The sequence below is a fragment of the Streptomyces sp. SID13031 genome (assembly GCF_010548305.1).
GTDB lineage: Bacteria > Actinomycetota > Actinomycetes > Propionibacteriales > Kribbellaceae > Kribbella.
The window spans coordinates 69465-92197 of record NZ_JAAGLV010000015.1 but is presented as its reverse complement, the minus strand read 5'-3'; the positions used below and the strand labels follow the sequence as shown (position 1 = coordinate 92197).

The 22733-nt window shown below is 67.9% G+C and carries 6 protein-coding genes; 2 read left to right on the top strand and 4 right to left on the bottom strand.

Annotated features, from left to right (window positions below; genetic code table 11):
* Nucleotides 1-19: 19 nt before the first annotated feature.
* Entirely contained in the window at nt 20-15067 is a 15048-nt protein-coding gene (locus G3I17_RS27585) for a hypothetical protein (protein ID WP_164600525.1), read from the bottom strand.
* Between the two features lie 162 nt (nt 15068-15229).
* Here G3I17_RS27585 and G3I17_RS27580 point away from each other — a divergent pair, with 162 nt between their 5' ends.
* Together G3I17_RS27580 and G3I17_RS27575 are read left to right on the top strand one after the other, a co-directional pair.
* Entirely contained in the window at nt 15230-16126 is an 897-nt protein-coding gene (locus G3I17_RS27580; protein ID WP_164600524.1) for a hypothetical protein, read from the top strand.
* Between the two features lie 34 nt (nt 16127-16160).
* Complete coding sequence (locus G3I17_RS27575; RefSeq protein WP_164600523.1) at nt 16161-16481, top strand: hypothetical protein; 321 nt, start codon at nt 16161-16163, stop codon at nt 16479-16481.
* A 63-nt stretch (nt 16482-16544) separates the two neighbouring features.
* Here the strand turns inward: G3I17_RS27575 and G3I17_RS27570 are convergent, their stop codons facing one another.
* The 3 genes from G3I17_RS27570 to G3I17_RS27560 are packed head-to-tail and all read right to left on the bottom strand — an operon-like array spanning nt 16545 to nt 22617.
* Entirely contained in the window at nt 16545-21038 is a 4494-nt protein-coding gene (locus tag G3I17_RS27570; protein WP_343238435.1) for an FtsK/SpoIIIE domain-containing protein, read from the bottom strand.
* Nucleotides 21029-22111 (bottom strand): hypothetical protein, encoded by a 1083-nt coding sequence (locus G3I17_RS27565; protein WP_164600522.1) that lies wholly within the window; start codon nt 22109-22111, stop codon nt 21029-21031. The genes G3I17_RS27570 and G3I17_RS27565 overlap by 10 nt, the downstream gene beginning before the upstream one ends.
* The gene (locus tag G3I17_RS27560) at nt 22108-22617 is read right to left on the bottom strand and encodes a sigma-70 family RNA polymerase sigma factor (protein ID WP_164600521.1); all 510 of its coding nucleotides are present in this window, start codon (nt 22615-22617) and stop codon (nt 22108-22110) included. Before G3I17_RS27560 ends, G3I17_RS27565 begins: the two co-directional genes overlap by 4 nt.
* Nucleotides 22618-22733 lie beyond the last annotated feature (116 nt).

Sequence of the window (22733 nt, the reverse complement as noted above, 5' to 3'; positions counted from 1 at the left end):
TCCATCAGTTCGTTCCCGGTCACGGCGCCCCGGTCTGGGGAGCAGTGGTCGGCGGCACCTGGACACCAGGCGGCAGAATCACTCCGCCGCTGGTCACCTGCGGCTGTGGCACGTTAACACTGGGCGGCAGGATCAGCGGCTGCGGATTCGGCCGCGACCACTCCGGGTTCATCGACGCCCGCAACACCGGGGCGAGCAACGACGCCATCCCCTTCTCGAAGAACTTGAGCCCGAAGCCGATTCCCATGTCGGCGATGCCGCCCTTCTGGAAGTACCGGCCGACGCTGAGCCCCATCCCGATCGTCCGCAGCATGCCGATGCTGTTGGCCACCGCGTAGCCGGTCGCGACCGACATCCCGCCCTCGGCCAGCGCCTGCCAGCCGGTCAGCTGCACGGTCTTGCCGTCCGGACCCTTGACGCCGAAGATCGCCGCGTTCATCGTGCCGTTCACGAACGCGGTGAGCGGCAGCATCATCATGCCGAAGCCGTAGTCGAAGGTGCCGCCGCGCCACTTGGCCGCGCTGGTGTTGCCGGCCCACTCGACCCCCCAGGACGCGCTGTTGTTGTTCGGCCGGTTGGTAGCCAGCTTGCCGCCGTCGAGGTTGCCCATCGTCTGCTTCAGGTCCCGCAGCCCGCCGCCGAGCCGGGTCTCGGTCAGGGCGGTACCAGCGACGGTCTTCAGGACCGTGCCGACCGCCGCGTTCATCAGCGCCTTGAGCGCGTCGTTGCCGGTGAACGGCTTGTTGTTCGCCTCGGCGATGATCGCCAGGATGATCACGCTGGCCGCGTAGTCGAGGATGAACTCGCTCGTGGCGGTGAGCAGCATCTTCTGGGTCAGCAAGCGCCCGTACGAGACGTAGTTGGACTCGATCCGCAGCGGACTGCCGCCCGGCTGCAGGGTCTTCGCGTCGAAGGTCCAGTCCGAGTGCAGGTGCCACGGCTGCCGCTGGGCGTCACCGATCCGGGAGTTCCAGCCGCGGAACTCGGTCATCGAGCCGCGGAAGTCGAACTCGTTCCCGGTCAGCGTGAGCCGCCCGTCGCGCAGCTCGAAGACCAGCCCGGTGTCGGACCGCTCGCCGACCACGCGGCCGTTGTTGTCCCAGATCTTCCACTGACCGTGCAGCTTGTCGGTCTCCAGATAATTCGCGCCCGACGCCGCACGTTCGCGGATGATCTTGTCGAAGTCGAACTCCTTCCACTGCGCCAGGTCGTTCTGCCCGTTGGCGCCCACGTGGTACTCGCGGACCCGGACCGGCCGGCCGTCACCGATGTGCTGCGGCGTCTCGAACCGCACCTCGTTCGGGTGCGCGGCGCCGTTCGGCGTGACATCGCGGAAGTGCGTCGATTGCGCGTTCCACTGGTCCGACCAGTTCGCGGTGCCGTTGCTCCAGCGCCGGTCGAAGGTCATCGCGGCGTCGGCCCGCTGGCCGAGCTTGTCGAACTCGGCGCTGTGCCAGTTGTCGCCCGACTTCCACGACTCGACGTACCGGCCCTCGTCCAGCAGGTTGCGATCGCGGACAAGGTTGCCTCTGGCATCGAAATCGCGGAACGAGTTGTCCCACGCGATCGACTGGTCGCGCGAGCCCTTGAAGTGGAACCGCTCGCCACCGACGCCGGTGGCGTTGCCGTTGACGTCCAGCTCGCGCCAGGCCCAGCGCGACCCGTCAGCCGGCCCGGTCGCCTCGATGTAGCGGATCGGCGGGTTGTTGCCGTGCGGCGGAACCTGGTGCGAGGAGCCGACCAGGTTGCCGTGCGCGTCGCGTTGCACCCAGACGTTGTTGTTCCGCAGTTCGGGGAACTCACGGACCTCGCCACCCGGCCGGCTCTGCCGGACCAGCACGAAGTCCGGCGCCTCGCCCTGCCGGTACGGGCCGGGCAGCTGCCGGTAGTCGCTCCAGGAGTTGTTGGTGTTGTCGAACACCCGCCAGCCCTTGGCGTCCCCGGCCTCCCACGGCAGCTGCGGGTTGGCGCTCGGGTGCGCCGTGGTCGGCGGCTCGACCTGGTCACCGACCTTCAGCTTCGTGCCGTCGTGCAGCTTGCCCTCGAACCGGACGAACCGGCCGTCCAGCCCGACGTCGACGATGGACTCGTCGCCCGCGACGTACCGAACGCCGTGACCCGGGTTGTTCGTGCCCGTGGCCTCCCAGCGGTAGATCTGGTACCGGGCGTCGTTGGCGACGTGCGACACGTTGCCTTCCGGCACCGGGTTGCGCTGGATGTAGTCGCGGAACCAGACCGGCGGCCGCTGCTCCCCGACCCGATGCGCGCTGAGGATGTCGTCGTTGAAGAGCTTGGTACCACTGCCGACCGGCTTGCCGGCCTTGCCCTGGATCTCCCAGCTGCCCGGCCGCTCCAGCCCGTTCGCACCGTTCTCGAGCTTGAACTCCTGGTACTGGTCGGCGTTGTCGACCTTGTTCCAGGTACCCCACTTCTGCTGCGCGATCTCATCGGTGGTCTGGCCGGGGAGCCTGACCCGGTCGGTGAAGCCGTCGCCGACCTTCTCCCAGGTGCGCTGACCCGAGCCGATCAGGGTGCCGTCGGCGTCGAACCGGTTCCAGGTCCAGTTGCCGTCGGCGCCGCGAGTGGCGATCACGTGGCCGGTGATCTCCTTCTCCGCCTTGCCCATCGGGCCGATCTGCTCGGCGATCGGGTTGTCGTACTTCTGCAGGCCCTGCTGGTAGTGGTGCACGTCCCGGCCGTTGTGGTCGATGTCGCGCCAGGAGAAGCCGCTGGTGTCGAACTCCCGCTTGCCCCAGTTGCTGAGCCCGCCGGCGTTGTCGTACGTCGCCCAGGTGGTGCGCCGGTTGAAGGTACCGAAGCTGAGCGTGTCCGTCTTGCGGAAGCTGTCCAGGATCTCGCCGCCCGGCAGCCACCGGCGCTCGAAGACCTGCACCTCCTTGGCGGACGAGCTGACCAGCTTGATCTGCCCGTTGCCAACCCCGGTCACCTCGACCTTGCCGCTGTGGAAGACGCCGTCCACCTGCGTTCCACCGGATCGCGTCCAGGTGCTGTTGAGCCGGTCGACGACATACCGGTACGGCGTCGCCTGACCGTTGTTGAGCACCGGGAAGCCCTGCTCGGTGAGCTGGCCGCCACGGTTGTACTGGTGGTACTCGCCGTTGCGCGGGCTGCCGTTCAACTGGATCTCGACCCTTGTGTTGCCCTGGGCATCGACCGTGGCGTGGTACCGGTTCGGCATCGCCGTACCGTGCGGGTCGACGAAGGTGACGACGCCGTTCTGGTCCCGGGTGACCCGGCCGCCGAGCTGGTTCGCTCCCAGCCCGTCGAGGTCGGTGACCTGGCGGACCGGAACGCCTTGCAGGTCGAAGATGTCCTGGCCGCCGGCCCGACCGACCGTGATCTCGCCGCGGACCGCGTCGAAGTCCACCTGGCGGCCGGCGATCGGCGCGTATTGCGCGTCCACCCGCTGCGCCCCGGCGGCTCCGATCTCGAGGAACCCGTCCTCGCCCGGCAGCCTGACCGCGACCCCGTGCGCCTGGTGCGCGCCGTCGCCGTCGTACACGTGGTAGTTGCCGTTGTCGAGCGCCCGGTAGCCGCCGCCCCCGCCGACCAGCTCGACCGTGCCGGGACCAGGCGCGTCCGCACGCGTCACCAGGCTCACGTTGCCGTGGACGTCGTGAACGACGATCAACTGCTGGTTCGCCTGGACACCCGGCTGATGCAGCGGGATCCGCCGGTTGATCGCCAGCCCGGCGTCGTCGAAGGTCCGCGCGATCCCGTTGGCCGGATCGGTGACCCGGACGCCGACACCCTGGACCACCTCGACCTGGTGCGGCAGCCGGGTGCCGAGGTCGTCGACGAGGGACAGTCCGCCGCCTTCCGCGCGATACGTGAAGACCGGTCCCGCGAAGTCGTCGTGCGCGACCCGGACTCCACTGCCCTCCAGGTGTCCGCCATTGCCGAACCAGCGGACGTCACCGACCGCGCCGTCGGTGACGACGATCTGGTCGTTCCCGAGCCGCGTGGCGTGCGTGTTCGGGATCGGGGTGCCCTGCAGGTCGACGAGCCGCGCACCGCCGGCTCCGTCGAACTCGATGAACCGGTCACCGCGGAAGCGGTTGCCATCGACAAGCGATCGGCCATCGCCCAGGTGCACGCCGTCGGCGCCGTACCGCTGCGCCTGGCCGTCGGCCCCGTAGACCCGGAAGCCACCGTCGTCGAGCCCCCGGACGACGAAGTCATCCGCCCCGTCGCCGATCAGCTCGAGCCCGCCATCAGGATCGCGGACGACGAACCGGTCGGGTGAACCGGCCAGGCCGAAGTGCTCCTCGATCAACTGGCCTTGGCCGTCGAAGTGGCTCGTCCGGTTGCCCACGGTGACCTGGTGGCCGGCTGGAGGCTGCGGTGAGGACCAGGCGCTCCCGCCGCCGACCAGGCGCGGCCGCTCGGCGATCGAGGCGGTCAGCAGGTCGTCCAACTGCTGCTGCAGACCGTCGAACTGCACGCCGTGCTTGGCGTCGAAGGCCTGCTTCGCGATGTCGAGGTTGTGCTGCGCGGTCTGCAGGTCGATCCGCGCCTGGTGGCCGACCGACAGTCCGCTCGACGGTCCGTCGGTGCGCGCTCCCAGTTCGTCGTACTTCGCCAGCGCGGCGCGGTAGTCGTTCTGGGCCTTCTGTACCGAGGTGAAGTCATCGATCCGCACGGTGAGCGCCGCGTCGGTGTCGCCGGGCCGGCGCAGTACGTCGATCCGGGCCATCGCGTCGGCTTCCCAGGTCTGGCTCATCGACTGAGCCGCCGGAGCGCCCTTCCAGGAAGTCGGCTCCATCCGCCCGGCGAACAGATCGCTGTTGTGCAGCACATTGCCGCGCAGGTCGGTGGCGAGGTGCTTGAAGTCGGTCTTGCTCCAGGTCTGGTCGAACGTGTTCATCCCGTCCGAGGCGACCGTGACGCGAACCGAGTCGGCGTCCGCGTCGCGCAGGACGGTGATCGTCAGGTCGTCGGCGTAGCCCGCCTTGCTGACGGTGATCGTGCTGGTCAGGCCGTCGGTGCTGAGAACGGACTTCGAGGTGACGTTCTCCAGCCCAGCGAACTTGCGCAGGTTGGCCGGCTCGAAGGACTTCGCGAAGTCCCCGAAGGCCGACTCCGACGACATCCCCGGCCACTTGGCGGTGATCATGGTGTCGTACGCCGACACCGGGATCTGCTCGGCCTTGACCGGGATGATCGTCATCCCGTTCTCGAACCGGTTCGGGTTGGTCCGCACCAGGTTGGTCGGTGCGAGGGTGACCTCCCACTGACTCTGGTTCCAGGCCCGGGCCTCGTCCGGCAGGGCCTGGTAGCCCGGCGGGTAGGACATCGACAGCTTGCCGTGCCCGGCCGGTACCTCGATCTCGAAGACGAACCGGTTGCTGGCGACGCCGTTCTTGGCCCACTCCTCCTGGAACTTGATGTTGTTCGAGGTCGAGCTGGGCAGCCGGTCGAGGAACTCGTCGGCCTGCGCGCTGACCGGGTCCATCGAGACACCCCGGTACAACGTGACGTCGGCGTCCGGGCCGCGCAGTCGCAGGTCGCTGGTGACGTCGGCGAAGTTCTTCGCCTTGCCGATCAGGGTGCCGTCCTCCAGCGCGAGCGGGTTCACGTACCCCTCGAAACCGCGCTTGGAGGTGAAGGAGCCGCCCATCACGTCCTTCATCAGGTTCTCGACGGCCTTGTTCTCAGCGGCCGCAGTGAGGTGCGTGCGCGACAGGTCGACCTGGTTGGTCCAGTGGACCGGGTTGCCGTGCACATTCGCCGGCAGTGTCGGGGCCGGCAGATGCGAAGTACTGGTCGGCGCCGGGCCGTGGAAGGAGCCGTCGCGGCCGTACCGGATCGGGCCGCCCGGGGTACCGACGAACAGCTCGTCACCGACGACCTTCATCGGCCAGACGCCACCGTCGTTGAGGCTGCCGTCCAGCTGACCCATCAGGCCCTTGAGGTTGGCGACCTCGCCGGCCAGCGGACCGTCGGCCAGGTGGATGCTGTGACCTACCAGGTTCGGCCGGCCGAAGCCCTTCGTGAACGTCCAGCTCGCCACCGTGTCGCCACTCGCGGCCAGCTGGGTGACGGTGATCTCCCGGCCGCTCACCGACCCGGTGAACTCACCAGCCCGGGTGCCGGTGAACTGGACCGTTCCGTTCTCGATCTGGTAGCTGACGCCACCACCCGGTACGTCGAACTGCCGGCCGGCGCCGGCCAGCTTCGGCTTCTTCGCCACCTGGCCGAGGTCGTCCATCAGCTGGTCGGGGTCCATCGAGTACTTGCGCTTGAACCCGAGCTTCGAGCCGTCCAGATCGGCCTGCGCCGCGTTCAGGTCCATCCGGACCTGGTCGCCCACCGAGATCCCGCCGCCGGAGGAGCTCCCGTCGGGGCGGGCGCCGTGCAGATCGGCGTTCAGCTCCGCCTGCTTCAGGTTGAACTCGTTCTGCCGGATCCGGGAGAAGTCCTCCATCTTGACGGCGATCGTCGCCTCGGTGTCGCCGGCCTGGCGGAAGACGTTCGCGTGGGCGGCGATGTCGGCGTTCCACTCCGCGCTGAACGGCTGCTTGTTCCACTCGGCCGGTTTCGACATCCCGACGAAAAGGTCGTTGTCGTGCAGCGTTCCGGCCCGCAGGTCGGTCGCGATGTTGCTGAACTCGGTCTGGCTCCAAGTCCGGTTCAGGCTGGTCTTGCCGTCGGCGGTGACGGTGACGTGAACCGAGTCGGCGTGCGGGTCCCGGGTGATCGTGATGGTCATGTCGTGCCCGGACATCCCCGGTTTGCTCACAACGATCTCGTGGACCAGGTTGTCGGTCGTCTTCGCCGTCGCCGTCACATCGGCCATGTTGCTGAACTTCTGCAGGTTCACCTGATCGAACGCCCGGCCGAAGTCGTCGAACGCGTCCGCCGAGGACATCCCGGCCCAGCGCTCGGCGATCAGATTGTCCAGCTGGCCGGCCGGGATCTGCTGCGCCCGGACCGGGATGACCGTCATCCCGTCCTTCACGAACGAGTCGCCGGTCCGCTCCAGCACGGTCGGCGACAACGTCACCTCGAACTGACCCTGGTTCCAGGCGGGAGCATCCCGCAGCCCCTGCTGGTAGCCCTCCGGGTAGGACATCGACAACTTGCCATGGGCCGGCGGTACGTCGATCTGGAACACGACCCGCTTGCCCGGGTCGGCGCCCTTGGCCCAGGTCTTCTGGAAGTCCCAGTTGCTCGATGTCGACAGCGGCAGCCGCTCGACGAACTTGTTGCCCTGGGCACTGACCGAGTCGATCGCGAGCCCGCGGTAGACCGTGGTGGGAGCGATCGGGCCGTCGAACAGCAGCCCCTCGGCCACCTCGTTGAAGGCACGCACGTCCTTCGTCAGGCCCTTGACCCCGGTCTCCAGCACAAAGGGGTCGACGAACCCGCCGTAGCCCTTCTGCGAAGTGAACCGCCCCTCGGAGACCAGCTGCATCATGTCGCCGATGTCGTCGAACTTGTCTGCGGCCGCCAGGTGCGTACGGGACAGGTCCGCCTGCGCCGTCCACCGGGCGAGGTCGTCGCCCTCCAAGTGGATCGGCGCGATGGCGTCGGCGATCTTGCCCTTCGCGCCGACGTCGACGCGAAGGAAGTTCCCCGTCCGGTCGTAGACCTGCGTCCCGTATGTTGACGGCACGCTGTACTCGCCGTCGCCGGAGCTGTACCTCACCGGCACGTCACCGCTGAGATCGTCGACCGCCCCCTGCCCGAACGAGCCGCCACGCCACTCGCCAGTGAGAGTCCGGCCGTCGAAGACGTCACCACCACCGCGCAGTACCAGCTGGTCGGTCTTCAGCATCGGCCAGCCGAGGTCGTTGAGCTCGTAGTTCAAGGTCCGAAGGACGTTGCCCTCGGCATCGACCTTGGTGACCTGCAGTGCCCTGCCGTCCAGCACGCTGCGGAAGTCGCCCGCGCTGTCGCCGAGGAAGTTGACCGAGTTGCCCTCGATCTTGAACATCGCGTCGCCGTCGGGGATCGGCAACGGCCGGCGCATCCCCGCACCGGGCAGCCGCGGCCGGTCCTTCAGCGAGTCGAGCAGCAGGTTGTCCAGCTGCTGCTGGATGCTGTCCACCTTCAGGCCGTGCTTACCCTCGAAGACAGCCTTCGCGTTGGCCAGATCGGTCTCAGCCGCGCGCAGCTCGAGGTGGACCTGCTCGCCGATCTCGGGCCGGGTGGAGGCGCCGTCCAGCCGGCCGCCATGGTGGGAGATGTCGTCGAGTGCCGCCCGAATGTTGCCCTGGGCATGCTCGACCTGGCCGTAGTCGACCATCCGGGCGTTGACGATCGCGTCGGTGTCGCCGGGCTTGCGGAAAACGTTCGCCTTCGCCGCCAGATCGTCTTCCCAGCCCTGGTGGAGTGCGCCCAGATCCTTCTCCCAGGCCTGGTTGAGGGCGGCCACGTCATTGTCCCAGGACCGGTTGAGCGAGGCCAGGTCGTTGCCCAGGCCCTGGTCGACCGCCTTGCCCTTGCCCTTGACATCGATGTGGACCGGCGGCGCTGCCTCCTCCGACCAGCGCGCGGGCTGCGGCAGGTTGGTGAACTGCTCGTTGTTGTGCAGCACACCGCCGCGCAGATCCGTTGCCAGGTTGGAGAACTGCTGACCGCTCCAGGTCTTGTCGAACTTGGTCAGGTTGTCGACGGCAACAGTCACCTGGACCGAGTCGGCCTCGGCGTTGCGGGTCACCGTGATGGTCATGTCGTGCCCGTCGAGGCCCGGCTTGCTGACGGTGATCTTGTTGACCATGCCGTCGGCACTGAGCACCGACTTCGAGGTGACGTTCTCCAGGTCCGGGAACTGCCGCAGCGCGTTCAGTTCGAACGACTTGGCGAAGTCGTCGAAGGCCGTCGCGGACGACAGCCCAGACCACTTCTGGTTGATCACGTCGTTGTACGCCGACGGCGGGATCATCTCGGCCTTGACCGGGATCACGGTGATCCCGTTGTCCAGCGTGCGGCTCGGCCCGGTCCGGACCAGGTTGGTCGGCGCGAGGGTGACCTCGAACTGGTCCTGGTTCCACGCCTTCGCCTCGCCGGCGCCCGGCTTGTACCCCTCGGGGTACGACATCGACAGCTTGTTGTGCGCGGGCGGTACGTCGATCTCGAAGACGACCCGGTTGCTGTTCACCCCGTTCTTGGCCCACTCGTCCTGGAACTTCACCGTGCTCGACGTGGACAGCGGCAGCCGCTCGGTGAACAGGTCTGCCTTCGCGGCCGCCGGGTCCATCGCCACCCCGCGGTACAGGGTGATGTTGTCGGCCGGGCCCTTGGTGAGCAGATCCTGGGTGACGGTGTGGAAGTTCTGCATCTTGCCGAGCAGCGTGCCGTCCTCCAGCGCCGTCGGGTTGACGAAGCCGCCGTAGCCCTTCTTGGAGGTGAAGCTGCCGCCTGCGACGTCCTTCATCAGGTTCTCGACCGGCTTGTTCGTCCCCGCCTCGCCGAGGTGCGTCCGGGACAGGTCCACCTGCGCATTCCAGCGGTTCGCGCCGTCGCCGGCCAGGCCCGGCGGCAGTTCCGGCCTGCCGAGCTGGTCGCCCTGGTGCACGCCGGGTCCCTGGAAGAGGCCCTCCCGGTCGTACTTGAAGACGCCACCCGGCGCGGCCACGACGATGCCGTCGCTGTCCGCCTTGACCGGCAGGCCGCCGCGGACGTCGTCGATGACGCCGTCGAGCTTGCCCGCGGTCCCTTGCAGGTCGAGGAACTTGCCCGCCAGCGGGCCGTCGCCGAGCGTCAGCGTCTCGGCGATCACACTCGGCCGGAAACCCGGCCGCAGCGTCCACGAGTGCACGACGTCACCCGTCGTACCGAGCTTCTCGACGTGCATGTTGCCGTCGGCACCGGTCTGCAGCCGGAATCCGTCGGAGCCTTCGCCCAGCTTGTAGGCCCGGCCGTCGCGGACCAGCTGGACGCCGTCGGTGCCCGGCAGGTCGATACCCCTGCCGGGCCGGCCGCTGGCTCCCAGCAGACCCGGGTTCAGTTTGAGATCCGACTGCTTGAGCGCGGCCAGCCAATCAGCCGTCGCGTCCGCGTCCAGGTTGTGCAGCTGGGTGAAGGTGGCCTTCGCCTCGACCAACTGCTGCTCGGCGAGCTGGATCTCGAGCCTCGCCTGGTCACCGACCGACGGCGCCTTCGACGAACCGTCCACCCGGCCGGTCTGCGGCCCGAAGTCGCGTTTGATCGAGTCGAGCTCGATCTGCGCCTTCTCGACGCCGGCCCAGTCGTCCATCCGCTGCAGTACCTGGGCGTCGCTGAGCCCGTCGGCGCGGAACGGCGTCGCCTTCTCCCAGGCCCACGGCTTCGGGAAGTTGGTGAACTTCTCGTTGTTGTGCAGGACGCCGCCGCGCAGGTCGGTGGCGATGTTGCTGAAGTCGGTCTTGGTCCAGGTCTGGTCGAACTTGTTCGCGCCGTCCGAGGCGATGGTGACCCGGACCGTGTCGGCCTTCGGGTCGCGCATCACGGTGATGGTCAGGTCGTGGCCCTCGAAGCCCGGCTTGCTCGCCGTGACCGTATGGGTCAGCCCGTCGGTGCTCTGGACGGCCTTCGCGGTGACGTTCTCCAGATCGGGGAACTGCTTGAGCGCGGACAGCTCGAACGACTTCACGAAGTCGCCGAACGCCGTCTCCGACGACATCCCCGGCCACTTGGCGTGGATGACCGACTCGTACATCGACGGCGGGATCTGCTCGGCCTTGACCGGGATGATCGTCATCCCGTTGTCCAGTGTCCGGTTCGGGCCGGTCCGGATGAACGTGGTCGGCGCGAGCGTCACCTCGAACTGGCTCGCGTTCACGGCCGGCGCGTCACCCTTCACCGGCTTGTAGCCCTCGGGGTACGCCATCGACAACTTGCTGTGGCCGGGCGGTACGTCGATCTCGAAGACGACCCGGTTGCTGTTCACTCCGTTCTTGGCCCAGTCGTCCTGGAACTTCATCGTGTTCGAGGTCGAGATCGGCAGCCGCTCGGTGAACGAGCCCGCCTTCGCGCTGCCCGGGTCCATCGACACCCCGCGGTACAGGGTGATGTTGTCCTCGGGCCCCTTGAAGGCCAGATCCTTGGCGACGGTCTCGAAGGTGTGCACCTTGCCGACCAGAGTGCCGTCCGACAGCGCGGTCGGGTTGACGTACCCGTCGAAGCCCTTCTTCGAGGTGAAGGAGCCGCCCGCGACGTCCTTCATCAGCAGGTCGACGGTCTTGTTCTCGGCCGCGACCGTGAGGTGCGTCCGGGAGATGTCGGCCTGCGCGTTCCAGCGGATCAGGTCGTCGCCGGCCAGGTGCGGCGGCGGGACAGCCTTCGGCAGGCCACCGGCCGCCGACGGGTCGAGCGCCCGGAACGTACCGGCCTTGTCGTAGGCCATCGGGCCTTGCGGCGAGGGGACGGTGAAGCCGTCGTCAGCGACCTTGACCGGCAGCTGGTTGCCCTTCAGGTCCTGGACCATCGCCTTGTCGAAGTTCCCGAGCTTGCCTTCCAGGCTGATCGGTTGCCCGTCGAACAAGCCGCCGTTCAGCGGGAAGGACTCGCCGATCTGGTTCGCCCGGCCGCCGAAGCCCAGCGAGTACGTCCAGGTGTGCGCGGCCTTGCCGCCGGCCCCGGTCTCGACGATGGTCAGCACCCGGCCGTTCATCGAGCTGCTGAACGCGTCCGCCTTCGGGCCGGAGAAGCTGACCTGGCCGCCGTTCAGCTCGAACTTCATGCCGGTACCGCCCGGCAGGTCGAAGCTGCGGCCGACGCCCCCGACCAGGCGCGGCCGCTCCTTGAGCGAGTCGAGCAGCAGGTTGTCCAGCTGCTGCTGGATGCCGTCGGGGCTGAGACCGTGCTTACCCTCGAAGGTCGTCTTCGCGGCGCTCAGATCGGCCTCGGCCGCCCGCAGGTCGAGGTGCACCTGGTCGCCGACCGCCGGACCGGTCGAGGGCCCATCGGCTCGGTGCCCGTGCACCGCGACGTTGTCCAGCGCGGTGTCGTAGTGGGCCTGCGCGCGCTGGACCTGACCGAAGTCGGTCATCTTGGCATTGACCATCGCGTCGGTGTCGCCGGGCTTGTGGAAGACCCCGGCCTTCGCCGCGAGGTCCTTGTCCCAGGCCGCGCTGAGCGGCTGGTTCTCCAGCTTGCCCTGCGCGTTGTAGTGGAAGGTGACGCCCTTCTCGTCGACCAGCTGCACGCCACCGTTGTCGAGCTTGCTGATCTTGACATCCGGCGCGATCTCCCCGGTCAGCGTGGTGGCCCGGAACTCGCCGCCCTTGGCGACCATGATGTGGTCGCCCGGCCGCAGTACGCCGTCGGTCTTGGTCAGCCGCAGACCCTGGTCGAGCACGATGCCGCCGCTGTCGAAGCGGGTGCTCTGGCCGGTCGCGGTGTCGGTGAAACGAAGGTTGCCACCGGCAAGGACATCCATCCGGCCGTCGGGACCGCCGCCGTACAGGTTGTAGCTGGTCATCCCCCCTTCGGTGCGCTCGACCTTGACGTAGACGCCGGGCCGGTCGGTCAGGCCGCTGAGCGGGATGTCGACCTTGCTGGCGATCGTGTTCGTGCCGATGCCGGAGTTGCCGATGTCGGCGCCCTTGGCCAGCGAGTAACCGGGGTTGTGCACTCCTGGGTTGTGGACTCCCAGGTCGCCCAGGTTGTTCGCTGCCGGGGCGGGCTGCGGGTGCAGCGGGACCAGCTGGGCGTCGGGCAGCCCGGCGTGCGGGTTCAGACCGTGCCCAGGGACACCCACATTGCCCGGGATGGCGGTGTTCACGGTGGTCGGCTGGAGCTGCAGGTCGGCGGCGCGGCTCGGCAGTGCGACCTGCTGGAGGTTCACGTTCGGCACGTTCGGCAGGTTCTGGACGCCGGCCAGGCTCGGGTTGTCGACCTTGACCGGGTTCAGCGCCGGGGTCTTGAGATCCCCGGCGCCGGCCAGGTGGACGTTGACGTTGACGTCGGTACCAGCGGGCTTGGCGGTGTGGATCGCCGGCGGCGTGACGCCCTGCGTGCTCGCGCCCGGGTTGTGGACCAGGTCGAGCGCGGCGTTGATCCGGTCGACGGCCGGCGGGTTCAGCGCATGCAGGCCGTTGAAGTTGACGTTGACCGGCGCGTTCAGGATCTCGTCGATGCTGACCTTGAAGTGATTGGCCTGGAAGCCGTTCGTGACCCCGTCGCCGATCGTGGAGCCGAAGTGTGGCGAGACGGCCGGCTGGTTGTTCCGGATCGCGGAGCCGGCCAGGTCGCTCAGGCCCGCGGAGTTCGCCGACGGGTTCGGGATGTGCAGGTTACCGATGTTGTTCAGCCCGGTCGACTGCACGTTGATGCCGTTCAGGTGCAGGGACGAGCCGAACTCCGGCGCACCGACGTGCGGCAACGGCACGTTGGCGACGATGCCGTTGGCGCCCAGCTGCGGGTTCTGCACATGCACCGGCGGCGGGGTCGCGCCGGTGGCGATGTGGATCGGCAGTACCGGCGTACCGACCTGGGGCTGGACCAGGTTGCCGACGATGTTGGCGGGCATCTGCGGCGTACCGATGTGCGGCGACGGGATGTTCGCGGCGATCGGGACGGTCGGGATGTTCGTCCCCGCGTTGGCCGGTATGTGGATGCCGTTCGGGCTCACCGTGGTCGGGGTGTGGATGCTGACCCCGAGGTCGCCGTTCTTGATCGCGCCCAGGTTGCCGATGTTGATGTCGTCGATCGCGGTGAACGCGTGGCCCGCGTTGAAGCCGGCCCCGGAGGCGTCGCCGATGCCCTTCACGTTGATCAGCGGGATCCTGATCTCGGGGGTGGTCAGCTGGCTCACGAACTTGGACCAGCCACTCCCGGCGCCCGCCCCGGTGTCGATCGGGATCGCGCTGATGCCCTTGCCGATGGCACCCGTCATCGGCATCCCGAAGAGGTTCTTGCCCTGGATGCCACGGCCGATCACGCCGACCTTGAGCGCCTGGGTGAAGGCCTGGAAGTTGGTCAGCCCGAGCGCCCTGAAGGCGCGGATCTCGTCCGCCGCGACCGGCAGGAAGATCCGGGTCCACTGCAGGTTGCCGAAGTGCGCGGTGACGAACTTCCAGGTGTTGGCGGCCCCGGTGGCGAACCCCTTGCCGAGGTTGCCCAGCCCGCGGAACAGCGTGCCGGGCAGGTTGGCGAACCCGGTACCGAGGCCCTTGATCCCGTTCAGCGCGATCTTGCCGAAGTTGCTGCCGAAGTTCCCCGCCGCGATCGGGAAGTTCCGCAGGTTCTTCACCACGAACAGGCCGGTCTCGCGGATCGCGATGTTGGCCAGCATCGGCATGCTCTTCAAACCGGCCAGCAGGCCGTTGAAGAGGAAGTCCTTGCTGAAGATCTGCTTGAAGGTCTGCGCGATGCCCTTCACGCCGGCCCCGATGCCCTTGCCGATCGCCTTCACGATGCTGAAGATCGGCAGCGCCTTGGTGGTCGGCGCGATCAGGCCGAGACCGGCCAGGAACAGGTCGAGGAAGCCCGCGTCACCCTTGGCGACATCGACGATGGTCTTGATGAACAGGGCCAGGTTGACCGCCAGTGCGAGCAGCGCGATCGGGCCGCCGAAGATCAGTGCCGGGATGATCAGGATGATCGCGAGCCACTTGAAGGCCTCCCAGAACGCGTCACACTCCGAGATCGGCAACTGGATGTCGGAGACGCCGTTGATCCGGCCGGCGTAGGTCGAGGCTTGCTCGGACTGGTACTCACCGGCCGACTTGGCGGCGTTCTTCTGGTTCTCCCGCTCCGGGTCGTCCTCGGCCAGGCCCCGGCCGGCGTTGAGCGCGGCGTCTGCCTTGGCCTGCTGCTCCACGACGACGCCACGCCACTCCCGCAGGGCGGTCGCGGAGGTCTCGAAGGCGGCCGCGACGTCCTCGACATGACCGCGCAGCCGGCCGTCGACCTTGCCGCGCAGCGCTTCGGCGGTCTGACCGACGAACACGGAGTCGTCGTTCTTGTTCATCACGGCCTCGATCGCGGTGAGGATCTCCCGCGCCTTGCCGCCCATCTTCTGGAAGCCTTCGGCCAGCGCATTGATCCGTTCGGGGTCGCCCGGAGTGGGGTCGCTCCCCAAACCGATCGAGTCCCAGTCACCTGGCCGCGGCATCCGAAACCTCCCTCACGCCGAAGTGGTCCCTCCGGAGAGTCCACGCGTGAGAGCGCTCCGAGGTTCAGATCCGGGCCCCGGCGGGCGCCGGAAACTTTTTCTGAACCTGATCGCCGCCCAGCACGTGGACTGGGTGGAACTGTTTGGACAGCGGAGGTGCCCGTGCCGGACAAACTGAAGATGAACTACAACCTGCTGAACGACGCCAAGCGCGATCTTCACCAGCTGGCCGACGACCTGATCCCGTCGATGGACGACGACGCCTTCCAGGGCCTCGGCGACGGCACCAGCGACGACATCCTGGGCAGCAGTGACATCTCCTACGCCGTCTACACACTGCATTCCAACGCGAGCTACACGATGGGCAAGGCGAAGGACGGCCTGACCAAGCTGGGCGACTCGTTCGGCTCGGTCGGTGAGGCGTTCCTGCAGTTCGACGCCGAGATCGCCCAGGGCATGAACGCCACCAACAGCAGCCTGGCGCTCTCGAACTGGCAGCGCAACAAGGACCAGTGGGACCACCGCCAGTCGCACCTGGACGAGTGCGTCGGCGACAAGCAGCCCGAGTTCTGCAGCGCGACGGACCCCGGCGCCGCCCCGCTCGACCAGACCATCGTCACCGACCGCGGCAACATCCACACCCACCTCACCCTCGATGACAAGGGCAACGTCATCAAGGAGGAGACGACCGTCACCTACGACGGCAAGACCTACAGCTCGGTGACCACCTACGGCGACGACCGCAGCCACATCGTCACCGACAGCACCTACCCCGACGGCAGCACGGTGCACAACGACACGAAGATCAATCCGGACGGTGGCTCGCACAGCAGCTCCACCAGCACCGACACCGACCACAAGGTGGACACCACCACCACCGACCTCAACAAGGACGGGAGTGGCACCCAGACGGTGACCAACTCCGACGGCACCAAACACGTCTTCACCCGCACGCCCGACGACTGGCGCGGTACCAGCCAGGAGTGGGTGGAGACACCGGAGAGCATCGAGGACAACAAGCCGCCGGAAGAGGACTACACCTACACCGGCGGTTACTAACTGTTCGCAGTATCCGTTCACCCCACCCCAGAAAGTGAGCACCGCCATGGCGTACGACGGCATCAACCTCGACTACGGCAAGATCGTCGAAGTCTGCAACCTGATGACGAACGCCCACGACCAGATCTCGCCGATGATCGAGAACCTGCGTACCCGGGTGAACACCCTGGTCGACGACGGCATGGTCTTCAAGCAGTCGTCCGAGGTCATCCGCAACACCTACAACAACTTCGACACCAGCCTCAAGGCCGCGGTCAAGGGCATCCAGGACTTCTCCGACATGTTCAAGTCCATCAAGGAGAACGCCGAACAGTTCGACCAGGGCATCAGCGCCAGCCTCAACCAGTCGAAGTAACACCCCGCACCACCCGAAGGACCCCAGGAATCCCTGGGGTCCTTCGCGCTGTCTGACAGCTGATCAGGCCCGCAACGTGGTGAGTGGGATCTGTACTGCGACTGGGGTCGAGCCTGGGCCGGTGATCCAGGCTCGGCCGAGTTTGGGGGTGGCCCGGGTGATGTTGTGGGAGAGGCGGACGCCGATCAGGTCGCCGTCGCCGATGGAGCGGGGCTCGATGACCAGGCCCCGGCGGGCCCGCCGGGCTGCGGTGGGCCAGCCGCCCATCCCGGATTGGAAGCCGTCGGTGGAGGCGGCGAAGACCAGGCCGATGCCGGTGTCCCGGCCGGAGATGATGATCTCCTTGAGGAGTTTGTCAGCGGCGGCCATCATCACCAGGTCGGCGTCGTCGATCATCACAACCTTGGGGCCGGCGATGCCGTCCAGGGTCGAGCGGAGCGTGTCCTCGCCTGGGTCGGCGTGGCTCATCAAGACCACCTGGGGATGGCGTTCCAGCGTGCGGAGCGGGGTTTCCCGTGGCGTGATCAGGACCAGGGTCGTACCGCCTGCCAGCAGCGAGACCGCCAACGCGGACAGGGTGTTGCTGCGACCCGACCCGGGCGGGCCCAGTACTGCGAACGACGACGCGACCCCAGTCAGGTCAACGCCCAGCGGCCCAGCCTCGTCGCCGCCGAGTCCGATGAGACCCCAGTGCGGCCGCCGGTTCTCGGCCGGGACCAGCTCGTACGCCGCCGAAAACTCCACCGACGAAGGCAACTCGGCGACGGCGAACGGACGACGATCGGCCGGCACCTTCGCATCGCGCTTGCGCGCCTCGGCCGCGATGTCGCGAATCGCGTCGACCTGCGCAGCGCCACCGCCCTCGGCCAGTACTGCGATATGCGTCTCGGTCCCGGTCAGCACATGCCAGCCGCGCCCGGGAATGACGTTCGCCGGCACCTTCGTCAGCCGCAGCCCGGCCGCCTGGTAGTCGGTCCGATCGGCCTGCCGGAGCAGCAGTTTGTGGTCGTTGTGCGACGACAACCGGCCGCCCAGCAGCGACCGCTCAGAGGTCGCGACCACATGGACGCCGACGCCGGCACCTTCGCGCAGCAGCCGCATGACGTCCTGCAGCACCTGCCCCTGGTCGTGATCGTCCAGCATCGAAGCCAGCGCGTCCCAGCCGTCGATCAGGACCAGGATGTGCGCCGGCCGCGAAGCCTTGGGCAGCAGGTTGCGCAGCTCGGTCAGCCCGGTCGCGTTGTGCTTGCCGGCCAGCTCCTGCCGCTCGGTGATCTCCTGTCCCAGCCGGCGCAGGATCCGGCTCATCCGCTCCATGTCGTGCCGCGAGACAACCGCTCCGCAGTGCGGCAGCGTCTCGATCACGGCGAGACCACCACCGGCAGCGTCGATGCCGTAGATGTGCAGGTCCGCGGAACTGATGTTCTTGGCCGCGGATCCGGCCAGCGTCCGCAGCATCTGCGTCCGCCCCGACCGTGGCGCCCCGATCACATACAGGTGCCCGAAAGTCTCGAAGTCGACACCGGCGACCCGCTGCTGCTGCAACGCGGGCAGATCCTCCAACGCGTACGGCGCGAACAGCTTCTTGTGCGAAGTCTCCGGCAGGTCCGACAACAACAACTGCGCGGTCAACGCCGGCTGCCAGGGCTTCGGCTGTACGGCGAAGTCATCCAGCTGATCGACCGCCTGCCGAACGGCCTCCACCAGCGCCATCAAGTCGGTCACCGCCAAGGTCGCGGGAGTGTCATCCTCCACGACCGGCGCATCGTCCTTGGCGACAGCCTTGCCGAGCGACTCCCAGTCGAGGTCCAGCACCCGGACGCTCGTGGGCTCCGGCGGCGCCTGCTCGATCAGGTCGTCGGCAACGTTGCGCTCGGCACCGACCCAGGCGGTCTGGAACAGGTCGGCCAGGCGCGGCCCTCGCCGGATCAACGCACGGCCAGGAATGGCCGCCGTGATCGAGGCGGCCTCGTTGACGTCGACGATGTCTTGCGATTCGGCCTGATCGGTCACCCGCAGCGCGATCCGCAGGTTCGTGTTGGCCCGGATGTCACCGGTCACCACGCCCGCCGGCCGCTGCGTCGCGAGGATCAGGTGAATCCCCAGCGACCGCCCGCGCTGAGCGATGCTGATCAGCCCGGGAACGAAGTCCGGGATCTCCCGTACCATCGCCGCGAACTCATCGATGACCAGTACCAATCGGGGCAACCGTCCCAGCGACGGATCGACCAGCCGCTTGGCCTGGTAGTCGACCAGGTCCTTGGCGTCCGCAGCGGCCAGAATCCTTTCCCGGCGACGCAACTCGGCTTCCAGCGACTCCAGCACCCGCTCGACCAGGTGCGAGTCCAGGTCGGTCACCATGCCAAGGGTGTGCGGCAGTCCGGCGCATTCCTTGAACGCACTACCGCCCTTGTAGTCGACCAGCACGAAGGTCAACTCGTCCGGCCGATTGACCGCTGCCAGCGACGCGACCATCGTCTGCAACAACTCGGATTTGCCCGAGCCCGTGGTACCGGCGATCAGTCCGTGCGGCCCATCGGTCACCAGGTCGAGGGAGAACCGTCCGTCGAAGTCGGCACCGAGGACGAACGACGTACTGGCGGGCCGGCGCTGCCAACGGCTCAGCAGCTCCGCGGGCATCGGCGGTTCGAGGTCGAGCTCCTCGAGCAGCTTCACCATCTTCGGCAGACCGGCGTCATGATCCGGGCTGACATCGCGGACCGGCGCCAGCGCCCGGGCGATCTGCTCGCTCCACTGCGGCGTGACCAGATCCGCCCGCACGTTCTTCTGGTCCGGCAACCCGGGCCGCTTCACGGTCAGCGTCTCGAGCCCGGTCGCGATCACCGCGCCACACTCCTCGGGCAGCAGCCGCTCGTCGCGATCCAGGCAGATGCTGTAGACCCCGACCGACGGGCCGTCGGTCAGTACCTGGATGAATCCCGGTACGTCGCGCAGCCGCCGGGCGCCGTCCGCGATCACGACGACCTCCGGATCGCTCAACGGCTCCTGTTTGTTGCTGGAGGCCTCGATCCGCCGCTGCCGCCCCTGGACCTGCGAAATCAGCTCGGTCACCCGGGCAACGGTCGTCGAGTCGTCATTGGCGATCAGTACCGCGGCCTGCGAGCCCTCCGGCCGCAGGTGCGGCAACCACCGCACCCAGGCCCAGTCGTCCATTCGATCCGGCTCAGCCAGTACGACGATGCGCAACTGCCGCGGCGAGTGGAGTACCGCCGCCTGGATCACCATCCAGCGAGCCAGCGATCGCGACTCCGCATAGTGCCCGGCGATACCGATGACGCCATGCCCACGCAGCGGTACTGCGACCGGCGCATCCGGGATGGTCCACCGAATCGTCCGGTGGTTCTCCTCACGCCCCTGGTCGTCGAGCTCCTTCAGCGACGCCTGATCCGCGGTACCGAGCCGAAGCAACAAGTAGTCGGGGTCGGTCCGGCGGCGCTCCCACAACCTGCTCCCCGGCCGCATCGCCAACTGGGCAACGCGAACGGGGTCCGGCGCGGTCACATTGCGGATCAATCGCTCGCGGGTGACCGCGACGTGGATCTCCTCTTCGAGGGCCGCCCGCCGCGCGTTGTACCGGCGGATCGCCTCCAGGTGCTCGGCGCGGTTGCTCTTCCGGCCGCTGAAGTAGTTCATGCCCATCATCAACGGGCTCAGCATCGTGAAGACCAGGAAGTAGTACGAGTTGAACAGCCCGACCATCACCATGCCGAGCACGACCGGTGCGAGCACGACCGGCCACGGGAACGGCCGTTTCGCCGGCGGCGGCGGCGGGTTGGGCAGCCGCAGCTTGTTGTCGTCCAGGTGCGGCGCGATCCGTGGCGGCCGGTTGTAGTCGAGGCCGAAGCCGTCGTCGGCGGCCCTGATCGCGGCGACCGGCTCCAGCGAGCCGCTGCAGCGCAGTAGTACCGAGCCAACCGAGAGGTCCTCCTCCGGCGGCCACTCGTTGACCTGACCGATCGGCACCTCGCCCGGGTCGCTCGCCGGTGACGCGTCATTCTGCGGGTTCTCCACGTCCTCGACGCGGATCGCGCTGGTCGCGGCATCGTCCTCGGGCGGACCGACCCGGCGGCTCATCACCTTGCCGGGCATCGTCTCGGTCTGGTGCCAGTACGTCTCGCCGGCCGGGCCGACCGTGACCCACAGACCGCTGGGCGGTACGCCGCTGCCGCTGAGCCGGATCGAGCACAACGGATCCGACCCGATCTCGTGGCTGCCCGGTCCGATCCGCCACACCCGGCCGGCTTCGGGTCCCGACACGGCGTGCAGCTCGACGACAACGGGAGCCTGCCCGGCCGAGCTCTGCACGAGGTTCGGCATCTCGGCGGGCGATCCGACGCCCAGCACTCCGCCGTCGCGCACACCCGAGCCGGCCAGCGGCGCACCCGCGTCGAGCTTCCTGGTCCCGACGAACAACGACAGGCCAGGCCGTCCGAGCCCTTCGGCGAAGCCACCGACGGAGAGTCCCCGAGGAAGTTTCACGATCCGGTCGGTACGCCGTTCGCCGCGCTGCTCGACGGTCGTGAGGTTCAGTTCCACGATGCCGCCTTGCCACTGGACGCATCGCTCGGCCGGCCCGCATCAGCACCGAGGACAGACACTCCAGCTACTCCTACCGGCAACTCCAGGTCGCCCAAGTCATCTGCACCGATGGCCGGGCCGCCCGGTCCACGCGTCTCGAAGTCGTGCGGCGGCATTCGTAGTACCGAACGGGCCACCGCGCGGGCCAGCGGCAGCGGATCGATCTCCAGCCACGACGCCGCGCCATGCAAAAGCAGACCACGGTCCGGAGTCGCCTCCATCAGGCGGGAGCTGCCCCGGCCGACGCCGAGGCTGACCAGCCGTACCCCGCTTGGAACGGGCTTGTCCAGCCGCTCCGCGCCGATCACGAACCAGGCGCCAGGACGCTGGATCGCATCGGCCAGTGGCATTCCGTCGTGCTTGCCGTGGATCCCGTCGGCCACCTCGACGGCACCGGCCGGGAGCCGGACGTCGAGTTGTGCGGCCAGCGCCTGGGCAACGGCCCGCGAGGTTCGCGGTTCGCCGTACACGGACAGTGAGGGCGGTCCGGCCAGCAGGTCGATCATGATCGCGTTCTTGCCGCTGCTGTCCGTGCCGAGGCAGGCCAGCAAAGGCGTCTGCTGCGGGACGTGGCCGGCCGGCACCGAGTAGTCGGCGAGATCGCGCCGCTCGATCCACCACAACCGGGGATCGACGTCGTCCTTCGACCAGGGCTCGGGCAATGGCCGCTCAGCGGCGATCCCGACGACCAGTACGCCGATGCGCTGCTTCGCCAACGCGAGCGCGTACGGCGCCATCCCCGGGCTCACCGCTGCCGCATAGCCCATCGCCTGCTCGGCCTGGGCCCAGCCGGCTCTGTTGCGCAGAATACGACTCAGGAACCGCACCCGCAGGCGATACCGGATCCGGGCCGCGATCGGGTCGACGAAAGCGTGGACCGTCCGGCTGGTCTCGCGCTTGATCCAGCGAAACAGGCGGCGCCAGCCACCGAGCCGCCGGACCAGCAGGTTGAGCAGGACAAGGCCCAGTAACACCAGGCCGGCGTATCCGAGCATCTGGCGGACCCCACCGCCCCCTTGCATTGCCGTCATGCAGCGGCCTCGCCCCATCCGCGACGCAACAGATCCCCCCGCAAGGTGCGGACGGCCGTGTGAGTACGCGACTTGACGGTCCCGAGCGGAACGTCCAGGGCCAGGGCGACGTCCTCACCGGGATGACCGCAGAGATGAACTCTGGTGACCACCTCCCGGTGCGCGGGCGACAGCCGGCCCAGAGCCTCCACCAGGACGGTGCGCTCGGTCACCCGCTCGGCCGGGTCGGGCTCGCTGCGGTCCGACTCGAACTCGGTCTGGCACAGCCCGACCGGGATCGCCTTGTTCTCCCGGCGGTGCAGATCGATCACCAGGTTGCGGGCGACCCGGAACAACCACATCCGGATCGGCCGGCTCTCCCAGTCGAGGCTCTCGGCCTGGATCCAGGCCCGCAGCAATGTCTCCTGGATCACATCCTCGACGGCAAACGTATTCCAGCCGAGGAGTCCTTTGACATAGCGGCGCAGGGTTTCACGTTCGGCCAGACAAAGCTCGATGGCTTTCATCCGGCTCGCGCTGATCTCGTCGATGGCGGGACCTCTTTTTGGGGGCGGAGGGCCTTTGGAATTCAGATAGTGAACTTAGTGGAGGAATGCAACCAATAGTGCTGACTGTAGGTGAA

Bases quoted from the DNA above. Each gene is read 5' to 3' on its own strand.
- G3I17_RS27560 (WP_164600521.1), bottom strand. From the start codon at position 22,617: ATGAAAGCCATCGAGCTTTGTCTGGCCGAACGTGAAACCCTGCGCCGC.
- G3I17_RS27565 (WP_164600522.1), bottom strand. From the start codon at position 22,111: ATGACGGCAATGCAAGGGGGCGGTGGGGTCCGCCAGATGCTCGGATAC.
- G3I17_RS27585 (WP_164600525.1), bottom strand. From the start codon at position 15,067: ATGCCGCGGCCAGGTGACTGGGACTCGATCGGTTTGGGGAGCGACCCC.